Annotated in this window: 16 protein-coding genes; 4 read left to right on the forward strand and 12 right to left on the reverse strand. The window is 65.2% G+C overall.

From position 1 onward, the window contains the following. Positions 1-53: 53 nt before the first annotated feature. The 4 genes from G6P88_RS09910 to G6P88_RS09925 form a co-directional block, all read right to left on the reverse strand. Positions 54-1,091, reverse strand: coding sequence for a LysR family transcriptional regulator (locus G6P88_RS09910; protein WP_165323006.1), 1,038 nt, complete (start codon positions 1,089-1,091; stop codon positions 54-56). Positions 1,092-1,217: 126 nt separating this feature from the next. Next, on the reverse strand, positions 1,218-3,236 hold the full coding sequence (locus G6P88_RS09915; RefSeq protein WP_165323007.1) for a hydantoinase B/oxoprolinase family protein: 2,019 nt from the start codon (positions 3,234-3,236) through the stop codon (positions 1,218-1,220). Positions 3,237-3,280: 44 nt separating this feature from the next. Continuing rightward, on the reverse strand, positions 3,281-5,317 hold the full coding sequence (locus G6P88_RS09920; protein WP_206335914.1) for a hydantoinase/oxoprolinase family protein: 2,037 nt from the start codon (positions 5,315-5,317) through the stop codon (positions 3,281-3,283). Between the two features lie 48 nt (positions 5,318-5,365). Then, the gene (locus tag G6P88_RS09925) at positions 5,366-5,632 is read right to left on the reverse strand and encodes a hypothetical protein (RefSeq protein ID WP_165323008.1); all 267 of its coding nucleotides are present in this window, start codon (positions 5,630-5,632) and stop codon (positions 5,366-5,368) included. A gap of 308 nt (positions 5,633-5,940) precedes the next feature. On the opposite strand from G6P88_RS09925, the gene G6P88_RS09930 reads away from it, so the two are divergent. Further along, on the forward strand, positions 5,941-6,762 hold the full coding sequence (locus G6P88_RS09930) for an NAD(P)H-dependent oxidoreductase (RefSeq protein ID WP_165323009.1): 822 nt from the start codon (positions 5,941-5,943) through the stop codon (positions 6,760-6,762). A 4-nt stretch (positions 6,763-6,766) separates the two neighbouring features. Here G6P88_RS09930 and G6P88_RS09935 read toward each other — a convergent pair whose 3' ends face one another. Genes G6P88_RS09935 through G6P88_RS09970 form a run of 8 tightly spaced genes read right to left on the reverse strand, consistent with a single transcriptional unit; the run spans position 6,767 to position 14,054 of the window. Then, entirely contained in the window at positions 6,767-7,528 is a 762-nt protein-coding gene (locus G6P88_RS09935) for an enoyl-CoA hydratase/isomerase family protein (RefSeq protein ID WP_165323010.1), read from the reverse strand. Beyond that, complete coding sequence (locus G6P88_RS09940) at positions 7,525-7,842, reverse strand: DUF6285 domain-containing protein (protein WP_206335738.1); 318 nt, start codon at positions 7,840-7,842, stop codon at positions 7,525-7,527. The genes G6P88_RS09935 and G6P88_RS09940 overlap by 4 nt, the downstream gene beginning before the upstream one ends. Continuing rightward, on the reverse strand, positions 7,835-8,848 hold the full coding sequence (locus G6P88_RS09945; RefSeq protein WP_165323012.1) for a phosphotransferase family protein: 1,014 nt from the start codon (positions 8,846-8,848) through the stop codon (positions 7,835-7,837). The genes G6P88_RS09940 and G6P88_RS09945 overlap by 8 nt, the downstream gene beginning before the upstream one ends. Next, a complete protein-coding gene (locus tag G6P88_RS09950; protein WP_226946504.1) occupies positions 8,848-9,852 on the reverse strand; it encodes a DUF7064 domain-containing protein in 1,005 nt (334 codons plus the stop codon). Before G6P88_RS09950 ends, G6P88_RS09945 begins: the two co-directional genes overlap by 1 nt. A gap of 10 nt (positions 9,853-9,862) precedes the next feature. Further along, the gene (locus tag G6P88_RS09955; RefSeq protein WP_425594444.1) at positions 9,863-11,509 is read right to left on the reverse strand and encodes an acyl-CoA carboxylase subunit beta; all 1,647 of its coding nucleotides are present in this window, start codon (positions 11,507-11,509) and stop codon (positions 9,863-9,865) included. After that, positions 11,472-11,972: an acyl-CoA carboxylase biotin carboxyl carrier protein subunit gene (locus G6P88_RS09960; RefSeq protein WP_165323015.1), complete on the reverse strand. Its 501-nt coding sequence runs from the start codon at positions 11,970-11,972 to the stop codon at positions 11,472-11,474. Before G6P88_RS09960 ends, G6P88_RS09955 begins: the two co-directional genes overlap by 38 nt. A gap of 1 nt (position 11,973) precedes the next feature. Continuing rightward, positions 11,974-13,449: an acetyl-CoA carboxylase biotin carboxylase subunit gene (locus G6P88_RS09965; RefSeq protein ID WP_165323016.1), complete on the reverse strand. Its 1,476-nt coding sequence runs from the start codon at positions 13,447-13,449 to the stop codon at positions 11,974-11,976. Next, entirely contained in the window at positions 13,446-14,054 is a 609-nt protein-coding gene (locus G6P88_RS09970) for a TetR/AcrR family transcriptional regulator (protein ID WP_165323017.1), read from the reverse strand. Before G6P88_RS09970 ends, G6P88_RS09965 begins: the two co-directional genes overlap by 4 nt. Positions 14,055-14,165: 111 nt before the next feature. On the opposite strand from G6P88_RS09970, the gene kce reads away from it, so the two are divergent. From kce to G6P88_RS09985, 3 genes are read left to right on the forward strand one after another with little or no spacing between them, the layout of a single operon-like run. Then, positions 14,166-15,104 carry a 3,5-dioxohexanoate:acetyl-CoA acetone transferase gene (gene kce / locus G6P88_RS09975; protein WP_165323018.1) on the forward strand — a complete coding sequence of 313 codons (939 nt, stop codon included), beginning with the start codon at positions 14,166-14,168 and terminating at the stop codon, positions 15,102-15,104. Further along, complete coding sequence (locus G6P88_RS09980; protein WP_226946505.1) at positions 15,091-16,677, forward strand: long-chain-fatty-acid--CoA ligase; 1,587 nt, start codon at positions 15,091-15,093, stop codon at positions 16,675-16,677. The genes kce and G6P88_RS09980 overlap by 14 nt, the downstream gene beginning before the upstream one ends. Beyond that, entirely contained in the window at positions 16,674-17,525 is an 852-nt protein-coding gene (locus tag G6P88_RS09985) for an SDR family oxidoreductase (protein WP_165323019.1), read from the forward strand. Before G6P88_RS09980 ends, G6P88_RS09985 begins: the two co-directional genes overlap by 4 nt. Positions 17,526-17,530 lie beyond the last annotated feature (5 nt).

Below are 17,530 nucleotides of genomic sequence, written 5' to 3' on the forward strand. Positions count from 1 at the left end.
CCACTGTCTCTATCTGCGTTACATGTCTCTGACCGGCTATGGCCTCGCCCACCCTAGCGCTGGTTGATGCGGCGGTTCTCGATGCTGGGCCTCACCCATCGCAGCGCATCCGGAGGGTGACGCCCGCTGTCTGCCGAATGGCGCTTGGCATCCATCGCCATCCGTCCGATCTCCGGCTCGAATTTCCGGAACGTCGCGATCAGGAAATCGAGGAAGACCCTGACCTTGGGCGGCATCAGCTCGGTCGTGGGAAACACTGCATAGAGGCCGTGATCGAGCACGGTCTGGGTGAACTCATAATGGGGCAGCACCCGCTTGACCCGGCCGAAGCTCAGATCGTCGGCGATCAGCCATGCCGGCAGAAGGCCGATGCCGATCCCCATCACGACGGCATTGTGCAGGATGTTGGCGTCATTGACCTGCAAATTGCCCGACACGCGCAGTTCGCGCGGGCCGGTCGCGGATCGGTAGTGCCAGACAGCCTCCCCCTTTTCGCCGAGGCCCGGCTGCGGAAAGGACAGGCAATTATGCTGAAGCAGGTCTTCGGGTTCGCGGATTTCCGGATGGCTCGCGAGGTAGAGCGGGCTAGCATAGAGGACCCGCTCCAGCCCCTGCGACAGGCGGCGCATCGTCAGATCCTGCTCCTCGGGCGTGCCGATGCGGATGCTAAGGTCGATCTTGTTGGCGAACAGGTCGAGATTGTCTTCCGACAGGACGAGCCTCAGCGTGATGTCGGGATAGGCCAGCAGGAAATTGGGGAGCGCGTTCGACAGGAATTTCTCGGCAATGCTGGCGCGGGTGTGAACCGCCAGCAAGCCGCGCGGGGCCGATTGCTGTTCTGCCATCGACTGCGACAGCGCGTCGATCTGGTCCAGTATCTTACAGGCCTGATCGAAATAGACCCGGCCGGCCGTCGTCAATGCGAGCTTCCTGCTGGTCCGATTGAGCAGGCGAGCGCTGACCGCATGTTCGAGTTGGCTGATCTTGCGCGATACGGACCCCGGCGAAAGGCCGATCTCGCGCCCCGCCGCCGACAGGCTGCCCAGCTGAACGGCGCGAACGAAGGTGCGCATGCCCTCTAGCGTATCCATGCTCTCTCCTGCGGCCGGTCGCCCTCCGCAAAGCTATAGCATGCCCGCGCCAGCGCCGACGATCCGCGTTCGGCATGGTGTCGCAGGATGTTCACGCGCTGCACAGGCAAGGCTCGGGCGCCCGGCTCAGGCGGCGGCCATTTCCCGGCGCCGCCGCGCGGTCGCCTCGACATTGACGACCAGCTGTTCGGGCGCGTTGATCGGATCGCCCTCGATCACGACGCCATAGTCGCGATAGGCGCCCTCGATCGTCACATATTCGTCGCGCACGTCGCGTTTCACCCGCTCCGGATCGCGCGCCAGCGGGTTACCCCAGCCGCCGCCGCCCCCGGTCTGGAAGCGGAACGCCCCGCCGGCCTTGACCGCCCAGGATTTGCGCGAGGCGTAGTAATAATAGCGCCCATTCGGATCGACGCGCTTGGTTTCCGGGTCGAGCAGCCCGACCACGGGCACCGATTGGGCGAGGATGGAGTCGTCGGCCGGCAGCAGCGGGCCGAGGCCAGCACCCCCTTCCTCTTCCCCGGGAAACAGCCAGCAGGCCTGCGTCGTGCCCGGCCGCCCGCCATAGACGCCGATCCCGCTCGGCTCCTTGGCGTGCAGGGCGATCGAAAGATGCTCGCCATCGGCCAGCCACAGCGTGTCGCGCCGGACCGCCGCGCCGCCGCGATTCTCGCCCGGCCCGGCTGTGTCGGCGACATATTCCTTGCGCATCACGACCACCGGCACGTCGGACTCGACCGCCTCGGTCGCGGGGTCGAGATTGTTGCTGACGTGGAAGACGGTGTAGCTGTCGCCATCGCCGGCCTTGGTCCCGCCCCACGGGCCATGTTCGCCGCCGCAGTTGCCGACCGTCAGCCAGGGCTGCCCCGACTTGGTCAGGCCGCTGCCATTGTGCAGCATCAGTGAGCCATAATCGCCGCCGATGGCGTCCTCGCCCAGCACCGGAGCCAGCGCCTTGTAGATGGCGAGCAGCACCGTGATCGAGGCTTCCCAATACATGAAGATCGGCCCGCCGGGCGGCGTCGCGCTGCAGAAGGTGCCGGGCGGAATGACGACGTCGATGTTGCGGAAGCAGCCCGACGACAGCGGGCTCTGCTGTTCGATCAGCATCTTCAGCGCGACGCCCGCGGCCGCCTTCACGTCGAGCGGGCCGCAATTGATGCTGGCGCGGGCCTGCGGCGAGGTGCCGGTGAAATCCAGCTCGATATTGTCGCCATATTTGGTGAGCTTGAGCTTCAGCCGATAATCGCGCGTATCGTCGACGCCATCGGCATCGATGCCGTCCTCGGCCTCGTACACCCCATCGGGTATCTTGGTCCGGATCGCCTCGCGCATCGAGTCCGCCGAGACGTCGCAGCTGTAGCGGATCGCGCCGAGATAGGCGTCGATGCCATAGCGCTCGATGCTTTCGAGCAGCAGGCGCTCGCCGAGCAGCAGGCTCTGATAGAGCGAGCGGATGTCGGGCAGCAGCAGCTCGCCATAACGCGCATTGTCGAAGATGAAGTTGAACGCCGACCGCACCGGCTTGTCGTCGCGGTAGAGCAGCGTCGGCGAGATCACGAGGCCGTTCTCGTAGACATTCTTCTTGTTGCCGCTGAACCCCCCGGCGACGACGCCGCCCATGTCGAGCTGGTGCGCGCGGATCGTCACGAAGGCGACCGCCTTGCCCCGGTAGAAGACCGGGCGAATGAAGCTGACGTCGTTGACGTGAAGCCCCGTGCGGTAGGGGTCGTTGGCGATGATGACGTCGCCGGGCCGGAGATTCTCCGGGCCGAACTCCTCGATCGTGTTGCGGATGCCCTCGGGCATGGTGAACATGAAGATCGACAGGCTGTCCGATCCGGTGCTCATCGGATAATTCATGTCGCGCGGACCCGATATGGTCGCGGCGAAATCATACCAGTCACGCAGGATCATCGAGAAAGCGGTGGTGAGCAGCACCGTGCTCATATGCTTGACCACATAGCGCATGCGGCTGGCGAGGATCGACGCGGTGAAGCGGTCGGTCTTGTAGCGAGCGAGGAACTGCTCGTCGGTCAGTGCGCGCAGCGGCAGATCGTCGAAAGACAATGCGGCGGGCGTCTGCGCCGATGGTTCGTCGCGATCCCTGGGCGCCGCGAGGGTATCCGTGATGGAAGAAGCCATGCTGTTGTCCTTCGATGGAAGCGCTGCGGATGTTCGGTCTTCGCTCAGTCTTTCTCGATGCGGCTGATGTGCAGTTCGCCATATTCGCCGACCACCAGCTTCTGCCCGGGCAGCATGAAGGTCGTCGACGATTCCTCGCGTATGATGGCCGGGCCGACGATCTCGTCGCCGAAGCGGAGCTCCGCCCGTTGATATTCGTTGGCCGGGATCGGCTGGCTATCGAGATAGTGGAGCTCGATCGTGCGGCTGGGGGTGGGCTGGCCGCTCTCGCGCCTCGGCAGCTTGGGATAGTCCACCTTGGCCGTGGGGACGAGCGTCTCGATCCGATAGGTGACGCCCTGCACGGGCAGGCCGGGGAAGCGGTTGCCCGAGCGCATCTCATAGGTGTCGTGGAAATTGGAGATCATCGTCTCGATGGTCTCGGCCGTGATCGCACCGGGCGGAATGGGGATGAACGGGGTCTCCCAGCTCTGCCCCAGCAATCGGCCGTCGAAGGCGCGCACGAAGACGGGATCGGGATGGCGATCCTTGAAGCGCTCGCGCATCTGCGCTTCCATCTCGCTATAGACGCGCTCGATATCCTCGGCCGCGTCGGGCGTCAGCACCGTATAGGCGCTCCGGCTGTCGCTATAGGTCTGCTCCGAGCTGACGAGGCCGAGGGCCGAGAACAGGCCCGGATGCGGCGGCACGATCACCTCGGCGGCGTTGACGCGGTCGAGCACCGCCGGGAGCAGCATGGGGCCCGCCGCGCCGAAGGCGACGATGCTGTAGTCGCGCGGATCGATACCATGCTGAATGGCGACGTTCGTCAGCCCTTCCGCGATATTGTTGATCCCGACATAGAAGGCGTAGCGGATGCGATCCTGCAGCGACAGGGTCGTGTCGAGCGCTTCGAACGCCTTGAGCGACAGCGATTTGTCGAGCTGCATCCGGCCGCCCGCGAACCTGTCCGGATCGATGATCCCCATCAGCAGGCAGGTGTCGGTCGCCGCCGGCTGCTGACCGCCTTTGCCGTAGCAGGCCGGCCCCGGATCCGAACCCGCGCTTCCGGGCCCGACCAGCAATTCGCCGGCCGGGCTGATCGTAACGAGACTGCCGCCGCCCGCACCGATGCTGGACACCTCGACCGACAGAGCGTTGACGATCAGATCATGCTCCAGCTCGAACGTGGTGTTCACATAGGGCCGGAAATCGCTGACGAGGCTGATGTCGCAGGATGTGCCGCCGATATCCGCGCAGAGCAGGTTGCTGGTACCGATGAGCCGTCCGAAATGCGCGCTGGCGATCGTGCCGGCGGCGGGGCCGGCGAAGACGATCTCGAACGGACGCTGCATCGCCACGTCGGCCGCGACCAACTGGGCCGCACAGTTCGCATAATTGAGTTCGCCCTCGAAACCCAGGTCGCGCAGGCCGTCGTTCAGGCGAAGCGTATAATCGCCGTAGATCAACTGCATGAACACGTCGATCACGGTGGTCGACGCGCGTGCATATTCCTTGGCCAGCGGGGAAACCTGGCTGGAAATCGAGCAGGGGATATCACCCAACTCCTCGCGCACGATCTCCTTCAGCCGGATCTCGTGCTGCGGATTGACGTAGGAATTGAGCAGGCAGATCGCGACTGCCGTGACCTCGCACTTGCGCAGCACCCCCAGTTGTTCGCGTGCCTGCGCTTCGTCGAGCGGGATCAGCACCGAACCGTCGGCGGTGATGCGCTCGGTGATCCCCCGCCGCAGATAGCGCGGCACCAGCGGCTTGGCAGCGTCGCCGAACGGGCGGCGCCAATGCGGATTGGTGAGGTCCGCCGTCGGGCGCCAGGTGCGTCCCGCGTCCAATATGTCGCGATGCCCTTCGGTCGCCAGAAAGCCGATCTTAGGCAGGCGGCGCGTGATGATGGCGTTCAGCCCATGCGTGCTCGCATGGCTGAAAATGTCGGCGTTTTCGACGCCCATTTCCTTGGCGCCGGCCAGCACGCCGCGCTCCGTGTTCCGGACATCGGTCGAAACCTTCACGGTCCGGATGTCGCCATCCTTGATCGCCACGACGTCCGTGAACGTGCCGCCAACGTCAACACCGATCAACATATGCATCCTCCCCGGAAGAGCGGCCCGTTGCGGGCTCACCTTCTGTCGTCAATCGAAGTCCAGCCCGTCGGACAGCAAGGTAATGGGCCCCAGCAGGCGCCAGGGCTTCCGGCTCACCGTCGCAAGGGTGCGCTGATGCTTGACGACGATGAACCAGCCGCCTTCGCCCAGCACCGGATATTCGAGAAAATCCTCAGGCGTGGAGCCCGGGAAGTCGGCTTCGAGATCGACTCCGAGCTGTTCCAGATAATCCCGGCTGACAGGGCGCTTCGTAGCGTCCGGACGGAGAAACTCGGCATATTCATCCTGCTTCATCGCGCCATTCCTCTCCCGCCTTGGTGGCGACGCCTTATCCGGCGTGCGGCAACTATGCGGCGGGAGCAGCCGTCCGAAAAGCCGAAACTCGGAACATGACCTGTGCAAATCTTGCAAAGATGAGACTTGTGCTTGCTCTGGACATCGCGACCGAACATCGCTCTGGGCGAATCCAGGTTCGTGGCGGCCAACTTGGCGGTCGGGACTTGATCTGCGGCGCGCAATCCGCACCATCGCGCCACGCGTCACGACGATGCCCTCACCTCAGCATGTGAGGCGCGATGGCGAATGTCAGGAGGGTTAGCAAAATGCCGTCCACCGCATCCCCCGCGCCGGCGGCGTCGAGGCATTATCACATCGTCTTCGCCCACCCCGAGCCCCGGTCCCTGAACGGCTTCCTAAGGGATCGGGCCATCGCCGGGCTAGGCGAGAAGGGGCATGTGGTCACTCAGTCCGATCTCTACGCGATGCAGTTCAAGGCGACCGCCGACGCGGAGGATTTTCCGTCGCGCGACTTTGCCGACGAGCGCCTGATCTACCATCGTGAATCGGGCATGGCGCAGGCCTCCGGCGCCCAGTTGGAGGACATCGCCACCGAACAGGCTCGGCTGCTCGCAGCCGATGCCGTCATCCTCCAATTCCCGCTCTGGTGGTTCTCGATGCCCGCGATCCTGAAAGGCTGGGTCGACCGGGTGTTCGCCACCGGCTTCGCGATCGGCGTTCCCAAGGAGGGCACGGGGCAATGGCTGCGCTATGGCGAAGGCCTGCTCGCGGGACGTCGCGCGATGCTGGCGGTCACCACCGGCGGGCGCGAGGCGCAGTTCGGCGCGCGGGGCATTCACGGACCGATCGATGACCTGCTCTTCCCGATCAACCACGGAATCCTGCATTATATCGGGCTCGACGTCGTCGCGCCCTGGGTGGCCTTCCAGACGACACGTCTCACGGCAGAAGCGGCGGATATGCTGGCCGCCGATTATGTCGGGCGGCTGCTGTCGATCTTCGACGCAGCCCCGATCGGCTACCGCAGCGAAAATGGCGGTGACTATGACGACCGCCAGGTCCTGAAGCCCGACATTCCGGGCGGCACGGGGTTCGCCGCGCATATCGCCCGGCCAGACCAGCGCTAGGCGCTCATCCGCCCGAAAGGAAAGACCGCAGGATCGCCAGCGTCTCGGGATTCGCCGCTCGCCGCGCGATCATGTCGCCCTCGATGTCGAGCTGCGCTTCGAAGCTCCTGTCGCCCCCTTCGCGGGTCAGCTTCTTCAGCGCACCGAGCACGCCCACCGGCATGCTGCGCAGCATCGCGACCATCGCTTCGACCTCCTGGTCGAGATCCGCATCCTCGACGACCTTGGTGACGAGGCCTAGCCGCAGGGCCTCCTCCGATCCGATCGTCTGGTTGAGCGCCATGATGCGAAAAGCCTGAACGGGGCCCACCAGCCGGGGCAGCAGCCAGCTCAGTCCACCGTCGGGGGTAAGGCCGGATCGCGTATAGCCGCTGTTGAACTTGCCCGACCGCCCGGCAATGATCAGATCGCCGGCCAGCGCGATGCTCATGCCCCCGCCCGCCGCCATGCCGTGCAGCGCGACCACGACCGGGACCGGCGCATGATGCAGATGGCGGATACCCACATGGAAGAGGTCGGTCATCTCATGGACATGGTCGCGCACCGTGTCGACATGGGCGAGCATGTCCGCCAGATCGCCGCCGACCGAAAAGAACCGGCCTTTGGCGGTCAGCAGGATCACCTTGACGGCCGGATCGGTCACCGCCTGTCGGGTCGCCCGCGCGAACGCACGGCAGAAATCGAGCGTGACGGCGTTGCGACCGGCCTCATCCTCGAAAACTATCCGGGCCACGCCCTCGTCGACACTCAGTTGCACGCCGCTCATGCCGTTTCTCCAAGATGGCCGGGCTTGGTCACCTGCACCGCAGCGCGCGCTTCCTCGAGCAGCTGATCGAGCAGGCCGTCCCAGTCGCCATCGCGTCGGCCGGCGCGAATGTCGGCACAGAGCGCTTCGGCACCGTCCCGGCGGGAGGGACCATAAGCGATCTCCCGCGCGCAGATCCCCAGCAGATAGGACGCAACCTGCGCCTTGTACCGGTCTTCGGATGCGAGTTGCGGCTCGCACTCCTTGAGGAAGGCCTGCACCGTCTGGAGGATGTCCGCCATGTCGGGGGACTGGGGTCTCAGTGCATCATTCATAGCGGCCCGCCAACGTCATCAGCAGATCATATTCGACCAGCGCCGTATTGCGCCCGCAGGCGGCATAGACGAGCCCGCGCCGCTGCCCCGACACATGGCCGTGATTCTGCATCATGTTGAGCACCGCAAAGCGCACCAGGCCGAAGATTTCCCAGTAGCGGATTTCGTCGGCGTCATAGGATCGCCCGCCCGCTGCGCGATAGGCATCGAGCAGGTCCTGCCGGGAAGCCAGGCCGGCAGCGGGGAGGTCGGGCCGCGCGAAGCGCCAGGATCGCGTGCAGAACCAGCCCAGATCTTCCGCCGGAGACCCCAGATGCGCGCACTCCCAATCGAGCACGCCCGATATGCCCCGCGCCGCGTCGACCATCAGATTGCCGAGGCGAAAGTCGCCGTGCAGGAAAGCGCGATCACCGGCGGGTGGGCGATGACGCTCCAGCCAGCGAAACCCCGCCTCGATGGCGGGACGGGGCTGGCGATAGCCATCATAGAGATCGCGATGCGCGGCTACCGTGTCGACGCTGTCCGCCCGTTGCGCGAGAAAAGCGAAGCCCTCCGACGGGAGAGCGTGAATCCGCGCCAATATGTCAGCCGCTTCGGCGACGAGCCCTGGCCGCACCGCGTCGAAAGCAGCCCCGGTCTGGATGCGCTTGGGCATCGTCTCGCCCGCCGCGAAGGCGGTGACGAAGCCGTTTCCCATGCCGTCCGCCGGATCATATTCGAAGATCGGCTCGGGCACGGGCAACCCATGGTCGAAGGCGATCCGCATCGCCCGGAACTGATCGCCGGTCGCCAGGAAGGGGCTGTCGGGATCGACATAGGTCTCCTGCCGGGACACGTAGCGCCTGGTCGTTCCCCCATCGACCACATTGAACAAAATCGTGCGGTTGATGCCCCCCAGCGTCGGGATTGTGACGTTGGTTACGCTGACGCCGCTACCTAGCCTGCGTCGCACCGCTGCGATCAGATCGGCATGCTGCGCCGGCAGTTCGGTCGCTTGCGCCGTCATCAGATCGGCCAGCCGACCAGTCGGCCGTCGTCGACCCGCTCGATATATTCGACCATCCCCCAGCATTCCTCGCCATCCCAGCGATAGCGGGCATTGGCCTCGACGATGCGCGACATCAGCGTGACGTCGCCGTCCTTCCGCCGGTTGCGCAGCGGAGCCGCGGTGACGATCTCGATGTCGATGCGCTCCGACCGGGTCGCCGTCCGCACCGCGATGCCGATCCTGGTGGGTTCCTTGTTGTCGTCCCAGTCGGTGACGACGGACAGGTCCATCACATCATGATATTCGCCGTCGATCAGCAGCGCACCCTCCGATCGCCCGATGCCGTCGGGGGAGAATATCTTCAGCAGGCTCGCCCCCCTGCCACTCGGCCAGGTCGCCATGAACAGCCGGTGGATGAACAGATTCTGCCAGTAGCGCGGCCCCCAGCTATGGTCGCGCCAGCCGAAGCCATCCACCTCCCAGCGCTCGTCGCCGATGACGACATGGCCGGTCACGACGCTGTGCTGGTTGAAATGTCCGCGAGAGAAATCCCGGCCGTACATGGTGCGCACATCGTCGCGGGTCGGCTCTCCACCATGGAGCGGCCAGGCCGATTTATGGTCCCAGACGATGTCGGCCTGCGCGCGATCCGCCTTCTCGAACAGGGTCGACGGGTCGCGGAGCATGTTGCGATCGCTCAGCACCATGATCTCGCCGACATAGCTGTGCCGCAGATGGCGGAAGGGCTCGACGATATCGACCTTCAGGCCGTCCGCGTCGAACACTGCATTGGTCGATATGCTCGGGCGGCCGAAGGCGCAGGCGATCCGTCCATCGGGCAGATAAAGCACGACCGACTTTTCGGCATAGCCCTCGTTGACACGATTGCCGACGCGCATCCAGCCGCCGACCCCGGTCTTTCGATCGAACGCGTTGGTATAGATGCTCTCGTTATAGTTGACCGCAGCGTCCGGCGTATGGGCGAACTCGTCGCTCGGAAGCAGTCGAAAATCGTCGGACATGAGCCGCTCCTTAAAGCCTGAAGACGCCATAATGGGGCGGGTCGATCGGGGCGTTGAGCGACGCCGAAATGCACATGCCCAGCGCGTTGCGCGTATCGACAGGGTCGAGGATCCCGTCGTCCCAGAGTTCCGACGTCGCGTAATAGGCGCTCTGCTCGCGCTTGTAATCTTCGAGCACCGGGTCGCGGATGGCAGCGATCTCCGCTTCGGACAATGTCCGCCCCTCGCGCTCCAGCTGACGGATCTTTATCTCCGACAGGACATTGGCGGCCTGCTCCGCGCCCATCACCGACGTTCCGCTGCCGGGCCAGCTGAACAGGAAACGCGGGTCGAAGGCCCGGCCCGACATGCCATAGACGCCCGCGCCGAAGGCCCCGTTGCAGTTGATGGTGAACTTGGGAACGCTGGCGCCCGACACCGCCATGATCAGCTTGGCGCCATCCTTGGAAATGCCGCGCCGTTCATATTCCTTGCCGACCATGAAACCGGTGATGTTCTGCAGGAACAGGAGCGGCGTCCGGTTCTTGTCGCAGAGCTGGATGAAATGGGCGCCCTTGAGCGAGCTGTCGTTGAACAGGACGCCGTTGTTGGCGAGGATGCCGACCTTGTAGCCCCAGATACGGGCATAGCCGCAGATCAGCGTCGTGCCATAAGCCGGCTGATATTCGTGGAAGCGGCTGCCATCGACGATCCGCGCGATCAGTTCGCGCATGTCGAAGGCGGTGCGGCTGTCGCGCGGCAATATGCCGTACAATTCTTCGGGATCGTAATGCGGCTCTTCGGGTGCGATCCGGTCGATCGGCGTCTTTTCCGCAGGCGTCCAGCTGCCGACGATCTCCCGCGCGATGGCCAGCGCATGGGCTTCGCTGGCGGCGGGATAATCGGCCGTGCCCGACACTGTGGTATGCATGTCCGCACCGCCCAGTTCTTCGACGGTCACGACCTCCCCGGTCGCAGCCTTGACCAGCGGCGGGCCGCCGAGGAAAATCGCACCGGTCCCGCGAACGATGACGCTGTAATCGCTGAGCGCGGGGATATAGGCACCGCCGGCCGTGCAGTGGCCGAGGACCACCGCAAGCTGCGGCACGCCCATCTTCGACAGGATCGACTGGTTGCGAAAGATGCGCCCCGCATAATAGCGGTCGGCGAACAATTCGCGCTGCAGCTGCAGATAGCCGCCTGCGCTGTCGCACAGGTGGATCATCGGCAGGCGATTCTCGATCGCGATGTCGAGTGCCCGCACGATCTTCTTGACCGACAAGGGATACCAGGCGCCACCCTTGATCGAGGAATCGTCGGCATGGATGACGACTTCCTGACCCGCAACGATGCCTATGCCGGAAATCTGGCCGGCGCCGGGCGCTTCGCCGTCATAGGCCATGTTGGCGGCAAGCGTGGAGAATTCGAGGAACGGCGTCCCCGGGTCCAGAAGCGCCTCGAGACGATCGCGCGGATACATCTTGTTCTGCCGTGCGAGCCGTTCGACGTCCCGTTGCGGCCGTTCGCGGCGGACGGCGTGCTGGCGTCTGCGCAGTTCTTCGGCCAGCCCCCTGTTATGGGCGCTATTGGCGCGAAATGTCTCGGAAGACGTGTCGATCGTGGACAGGATTCTCGCCACGCTATTCTCCTTCCGACACCAGCTTGACCAATATGGCATCGCGATCGAACGTCTGCCCGAGCGTGAAAGACACGGTCTCGACAGTGCCGGCGCGGGGTGCCTTGATCGCCGTTTCCAGTTTCATGCTCTCGATGACGATCAGCGTGTCGCCGGCGGCGACGGCGTCGCCCGCTGCGACCGGGCTTGCGATGACCACGCCGGGCATCGGTGCCCTGACGACATCGCCGGCCGCACCGCCGGCGGCTGCCGCATGGAAAGTGGCGGCATCGGTATAGGCGAGACGATAGGCCTCGCCATCCAGGTGGATGTGGACGACGTCGCCATCGACGGCGATGACCATCGGCACCTGCCGTCCGCCCGTCTCGAAAATGAACTGCCCGTCGGCATCATGGCGCAGCGCGACGGGCGCGACCGCATCGCCTGCATGCAGGACATAGCCATCGGCAGACCGGCCGAGCCAGATCCGGTGCGGGACGTCGTTGACGGAAATATGGTGCTGCATCTCAGTTCCGCCAGGCCCCCATTGCTGCATGCTGCAGCGACACCGCGTCGGCCGCAGTGCGCACCGGGACCAGCAGCAATGCCGCTGCCCCCAGAAGTTCAATCAAGCGCTGCTGGTCGAGCTCCGGCTCCTGCGCCAGCCAGGGCTTCTCGGCGATCGAGCCGGTGTGCATGTCGCCCGCCGCAAAATCCGGGTCTGCCAGCAGCCGCTGGAGGAAGCCCGCATTGGTCTTGCAGCCGAGCAGGACGAAGTCGGCGAGAGCCTGCTTCGCCCGCTCGATCGCCTGCTCCCGGCTGTCGCCATGGACGATGACTTTCGCCAGCATCGGATCGAAATTGGCGGTCACCGCCCCCCCTTCGGCCACGCCGGAATCGACGCGGATTCCTTGCGGCGGTCGATAGGCAAGGATCGGCCCCGTCGTCGGCGAAAAGTCGCGCGCCGAGTCCTCGGCATAGAGGCGAACCTCGATCGCATGACCGCGGACGCATATTTCGTCCTGCCCGTAACCAAGGGGTTCGCCTTTCGCGATCCGAAGCTGCTCCGCGACGAGGTCGATCCCTGTCACCTCCTCGGTTACCGGATGCTCGACCTGAAGCCGCGTGTTCATCTCGAGGAAGTAGAACTCGCCTGCGCCGTAGATGAACTCGACCGTACCGGCATTGCGATAGTTCGCCGCGCGCGCGATCCCGGCGGCCACATCGCAGATTTGCGTCCGCTCCTCGGGCGTCAGCCCCGGCGAGGGGCTTTCCTCGACGACCTTCTGGAACCGTCGCTGGATCGAACATTCGCGTTCAAACAGGTGGACGACATTGCCATGGGCATCGCCCAGCACCTGGACCTCGATGTGCCGGGGACGCTCGACATAGCGTTCGGCATAGAGCCGGCCGTCGCCGAAATAGCGGAGCCCCTCCGAACGGCCCCGCTCGATCTCCTCGTCGAGCAGGGCGAGATCGCGCACGATCCGCATACCCTTGCCGCCGCCACCGGCCGACGGCTTGATCAGCAACGGCGCCCCAACCGCTCTCGCGCGGTCGACGAAACTGACAGGATCGTCATCCTCGATCGCCGAGGGCGCCACGGGAAAGCCCCGCGCTTCGACGAAGTTGCGCGCCCGGACCTTGTCGCCCATCAGCTCGATCGCCTCAGGCGTCGGGCCGACGAAGACCATGCCGGCTTCGGCGACGGCCTTGGCGAACTCCGCATTCTCCGAAAGAAAGCCATAGCCGGGGTGGATCGCCTGCGCCCCCGCCGCGCTGGCCTTGGCCACGATCTGCGCCGCATCGAGATAGGCTGCGACCGGCGTGGCGCCGCTGATCTCGATCGCCCGGTCCGCCATTCGCACGGCGGGCGAACCGGCGTCGGCCGCGTGATAGACGACCATGCCCTCCATCCCCAGCGCCTGAACGGTCCTGAGGATCCGTACGGCGATCTCGCCCCGATTGGCGACGAGTACCGACGTGAAAGGGCGGGCCGTCATGCGATCTCTCCTCCTCTGAGACCGGCCATCAGCAGCCGGACGACCTGAGCGGTGCGATGAGCGACGTCGATCGTCCTGCCACTGGCGATCTCACGCCAGGCCAGATGTTCGATCCCGCCGAACAGGAAGTCGCGGGCCAGCCGAGGGTCGGTGTCGGGAGCGATGAAGCCGCGCTCCTGCCCCCAGGCGATGAGGTCGGTCAGGATATGGGTATAGCGGCGGTTCAGCTCCTGCGTCGTCGAGCCGACATAGTCGTCGAGCGTTCTGACCTCGCTGATGAAGAGGCGGCATAGATCGGGGTCGTCGGCGAAGGCCTGCAGGTGCCTGCGCACCAGAACCTCGAGTTTGCGCTGGAAAGTCGGCTCCTCGCCGATCGCTCGCTCGGTGCCCGCGATGATGTCGGTGTAGAAGACCTCCAACACCTCCATCAGCAGTTCGCGCTTGCCGCCGAAATAGCGGTACAGCAGCCCGTCGGAGATGCCCGCCGCCTGGGCGATATCGGTGACAGTGGCGGCGGCATAGCCCTTGGCCACGAATATGGATCGCGCGGCGAGCACGATCGACTCGCGCCTGGCCTCCATCTTCTCCGCAGCGATTCTGGGCATGTGCGGCGTTCTCCCCCGGGCCTGCGCCATTCTCGTGAAGCGCGTTGACACTATAATGAATGTCGTTCATCTTTGCGTCAACCGGAAACGATATCGGTAGGGAGAGAAGCAGTGCCACGCTCTCAGGCGCGCAAGGTGATCGTCACATGCGCGGTCACGGGGTCGATCCACACGCCATCGATGTCGCCCCACCTTCCGGTCACCGCAGAGGAAATCGCGGAGGCGGCGATCGGCGCGGCGGAGGCAGGCGCCTCGATCGTCCACCTTCACGCCCGGAATGAGAAGGACGGGCGGCCGGACCAGACGCCGGAGGCGTTCGAACCCTTTCTGCGGGTGATCAAGCAACGCTGCGACGTCGTCGTGAATCTGACGACGGGCGGATCACCCTTCATGCCGATCGAGGAGCGCATCGCGCCCGCCGTGCGCTGGGCCCCGGAGATCGCGTCGCTCAACATGGGGTCGATGAATTTCGGACTGTTCCCGATGCTCGACCGGTTCGACAGCTTCGAACATGACTGGGAGCGGGAGATGCTCGAAAACTCCCGCGATCTCGTGTTCCGGAACAGCTTCAAGGACATCGAATATGCGCTGCGCGCGATCAACGAGACGGGCGCGCGCTATGAGTTCGAGTGCTACGACACCAGCCACCTCTACAACCTCCATCATTTCTGGAAGCGCGGCCTCGTAAAGGCGCCGCTGTTCATCCAGACCTGCTTCGGGCTGCTCGGCGGCATCGGCAGCCATGCCGACGACGTCATGCACATGAAGCGCACCGCCGACCGGTTGTTCGGCGATCAGTATCGCTGGTCGGTGCTCGGTGCCGGACGATCGCAGATGCCGATCGCGGCGATGGCGGCCGCGATGGGCGGGAATGTCCGCGTGGGCCTGGAAGACAATCTGTGGATCGGCCCCGGCAAACTCGCTGAATCGAACGCCAGCCAGGTCATCAAGGTTCGCCAGATCCTCGAAGGCCTGGGACTCGAGGTCGCGACGGCGGCCGAGGCGCGCGAGATGCTCGCGCTGAAGGGAGGCGACAATGTCGGATTTTGACCATGGCATCCCCCCGCGCCCGTCGATCGGCGTCAGCGCGATGCTCGCGCGGACGGCGCAGGTTCGTCCGCGCCACCCTGCCACGCTGGACGGCGACCGACATCGCAGCTGGAGCGAACTGTACGACCGCGTCGCGCGCATGGCCGCAGCGATGCGCGCGATGGGCGTGCGCAATGGCGATCGCGTGGCCGTTCTGGCACTTACCAACGACCGCTATTTCGAGCTGCTCGCGGCGATCCCCCGCGCGGGCGGGGTGGTGGTGCCGCTGAACTGGCGCTGGTCGGTCGCCGAACTGGCCGACGGTATAGAGGACTGCGAACCCGACCTGCTGTTCGTGGACGACCGCATGTTCGACACCGCGCGGCAGCTCCATGCCGGCCGGCCGTCGCTGCGGATGATCGCGATCGGGAACAGCCACAACGGCCTTCCCCATTATGAGGCGCTGATTGCCGAACACGGACCCGGCGAGGATGCAGGGCGCGGCGGCGACGATCTTTACCAGCTCGGCTATACCGGCGGCACGACCGGTCGCTCCAAGGCGGCGATGCTGAGCCATCGCAACGTCATCAGCGATGCGATGATGTGCTGGGCTGAAGGGCTTTTCGGCGAGAGCGCCCGCTATCTTCTCAATGGCCCGATGTTCCACGCCGCCGGCACCTGGCCCAGCCTGTCGCTGATGGGCAGCGGCGGCACCGCGATAATAATGCCGCAGTTCGAGCCGGCCGAGGCGCTGCGGCTGATCGAGACGCACCGTGCGACCGAAAGCCTGCTTGTCCCGGCCGTGATCCAGATGCTGATCGAGCACGCGGACTTCGCCAAGACCGACACGTCGAGCTTCACCACGCTCCTCTATGGCGCATCGCCCATCACCGAGACTTTGCTCGACCGCGCCGTGAAAGCCTTTCCGGGCGCCCGCTTCGTCCAGGCTTATGGCATGACCGAACTCTCCCCGGTGTGCGCGATCCTGCCCGACTACGCTCTGCGCGGCGACTATCGGAAGCGCGGCGTCTATCGCGCGGCCGGACGCGCGGCCGTCGGCGTACAGATCAGGATCGTCGACGAGGACGACAACGAAGTTCCGCGCGGCGAGGTCGGCGAGATCGCCGTCCGGGGCGAGAATATGATGCTGGGCTATTGGCGCCGCCCGGAGGAGACGGCCGCCGCTTTGCGCGGCGGATGGATGCACACCGGCGACGGCGGCCGGATGGACGAGGAAGGCTTCGTCTATGTCGTCGACCGCGTGAAGGACATGATCATTTCGGGCGGAGAGAATGTTTATTCGCAGGAGGTCGAGAATGCGCTCGCCTTGCACCAGGCCGTCCGACAATGCGCGGTCATCGGCATCCCGAGCGAGAAATGGGGCGAGGCCGTCCACGCGATCGTCCGCCTGCACGACGATGTCCAGGCGAGCGAGGAAGAGCTGATCGACCACTGTCGCGGGCTGATCGCACGCTACAAGGTGCCGCGCAGCATCACCTTCTGGGATGGCGACTTCCCGCTGACGCCGGCGAACAAGATATTGAAGCGCGAGTTGCGGCGTCCCTACTGGGAAGGGCGGGACCGCAAGATATGACGGCTTACGGCAGAACCGACGATCAACTGGCGGCGGCCGCGCCCGCCCTCCGCGACGGCTATTTCGACGGACAGAGGGTGGTCGTTTCGGGGGCCGGATCGGGGCTGGGCCGCGCGATCGCGCATTGGGTTGCGCGCCTGGGCGGCCAGGTCGTCCTCTGCGGCCGCAAACAGGACAAGCTCGAAGAGACCGCCGCGTCGCTCGCGCGCTACTCGGCCGAGCTGATGGTGCATCCGGTAAACATCCGCGACCCGGACGCGGTCGCGCAACTGTTCGCGGCGGTTCAGGACCGCTTCGGCGGCCTGGATCTGCTGGTGAACAATGCCGGCGGCCAGTTTCCCAGTGCAGCGATCGACATCGCGCCCAAGGGTTTCAACGCCGTCATCGACACCAATCTGATGGGCACATGGCACATGATGCAGGCGGCCGCGCGGCAGTGGCGCGATGCGGAGAGGCCGGGGTCGATCGTCAACGTCGTCGCGGTGGCCGGACGCGGCATGCCGGGCGTCGCGCATACGGCGGCGGCGCGTGCAGGCGTCATCGCATTGTCGAAGACGGTGGCAATCGAGTGGGCGCCGCTGAACATCCGGGTCAACTGCGTGGCGCCGGGCCTGATCTCGACGAGCGGCATGAACGCCTATGACCCCGCGGCGGTAAAGGCCATGATCCAGACCAACGTCATGAAGCGCTTCGGCCAGGCCGAGGAGATCGCGGACGCGGTCTGCATGGTCGGCGGACGGGGCGGGTCCTTCATGACCGGCGAAGTCGTCCATGTCGACGGCGGCAACCAGATCTGGGGCGATCAATGGACCATCGCCAAACCCGACTATTTCAAGATCGATGAGTAGCATCG

It is taken from the genome of Rhizorhabdus phycosphaerae (assembly GCF_011044255.1).
GTDB lineage: Bacteria > Pseudomonadota > Alphaproteobacteria > Sphingomonadales > Sphingomonadaceae > Rhizorhabdus > Rhizorhabdus phycosphaerae.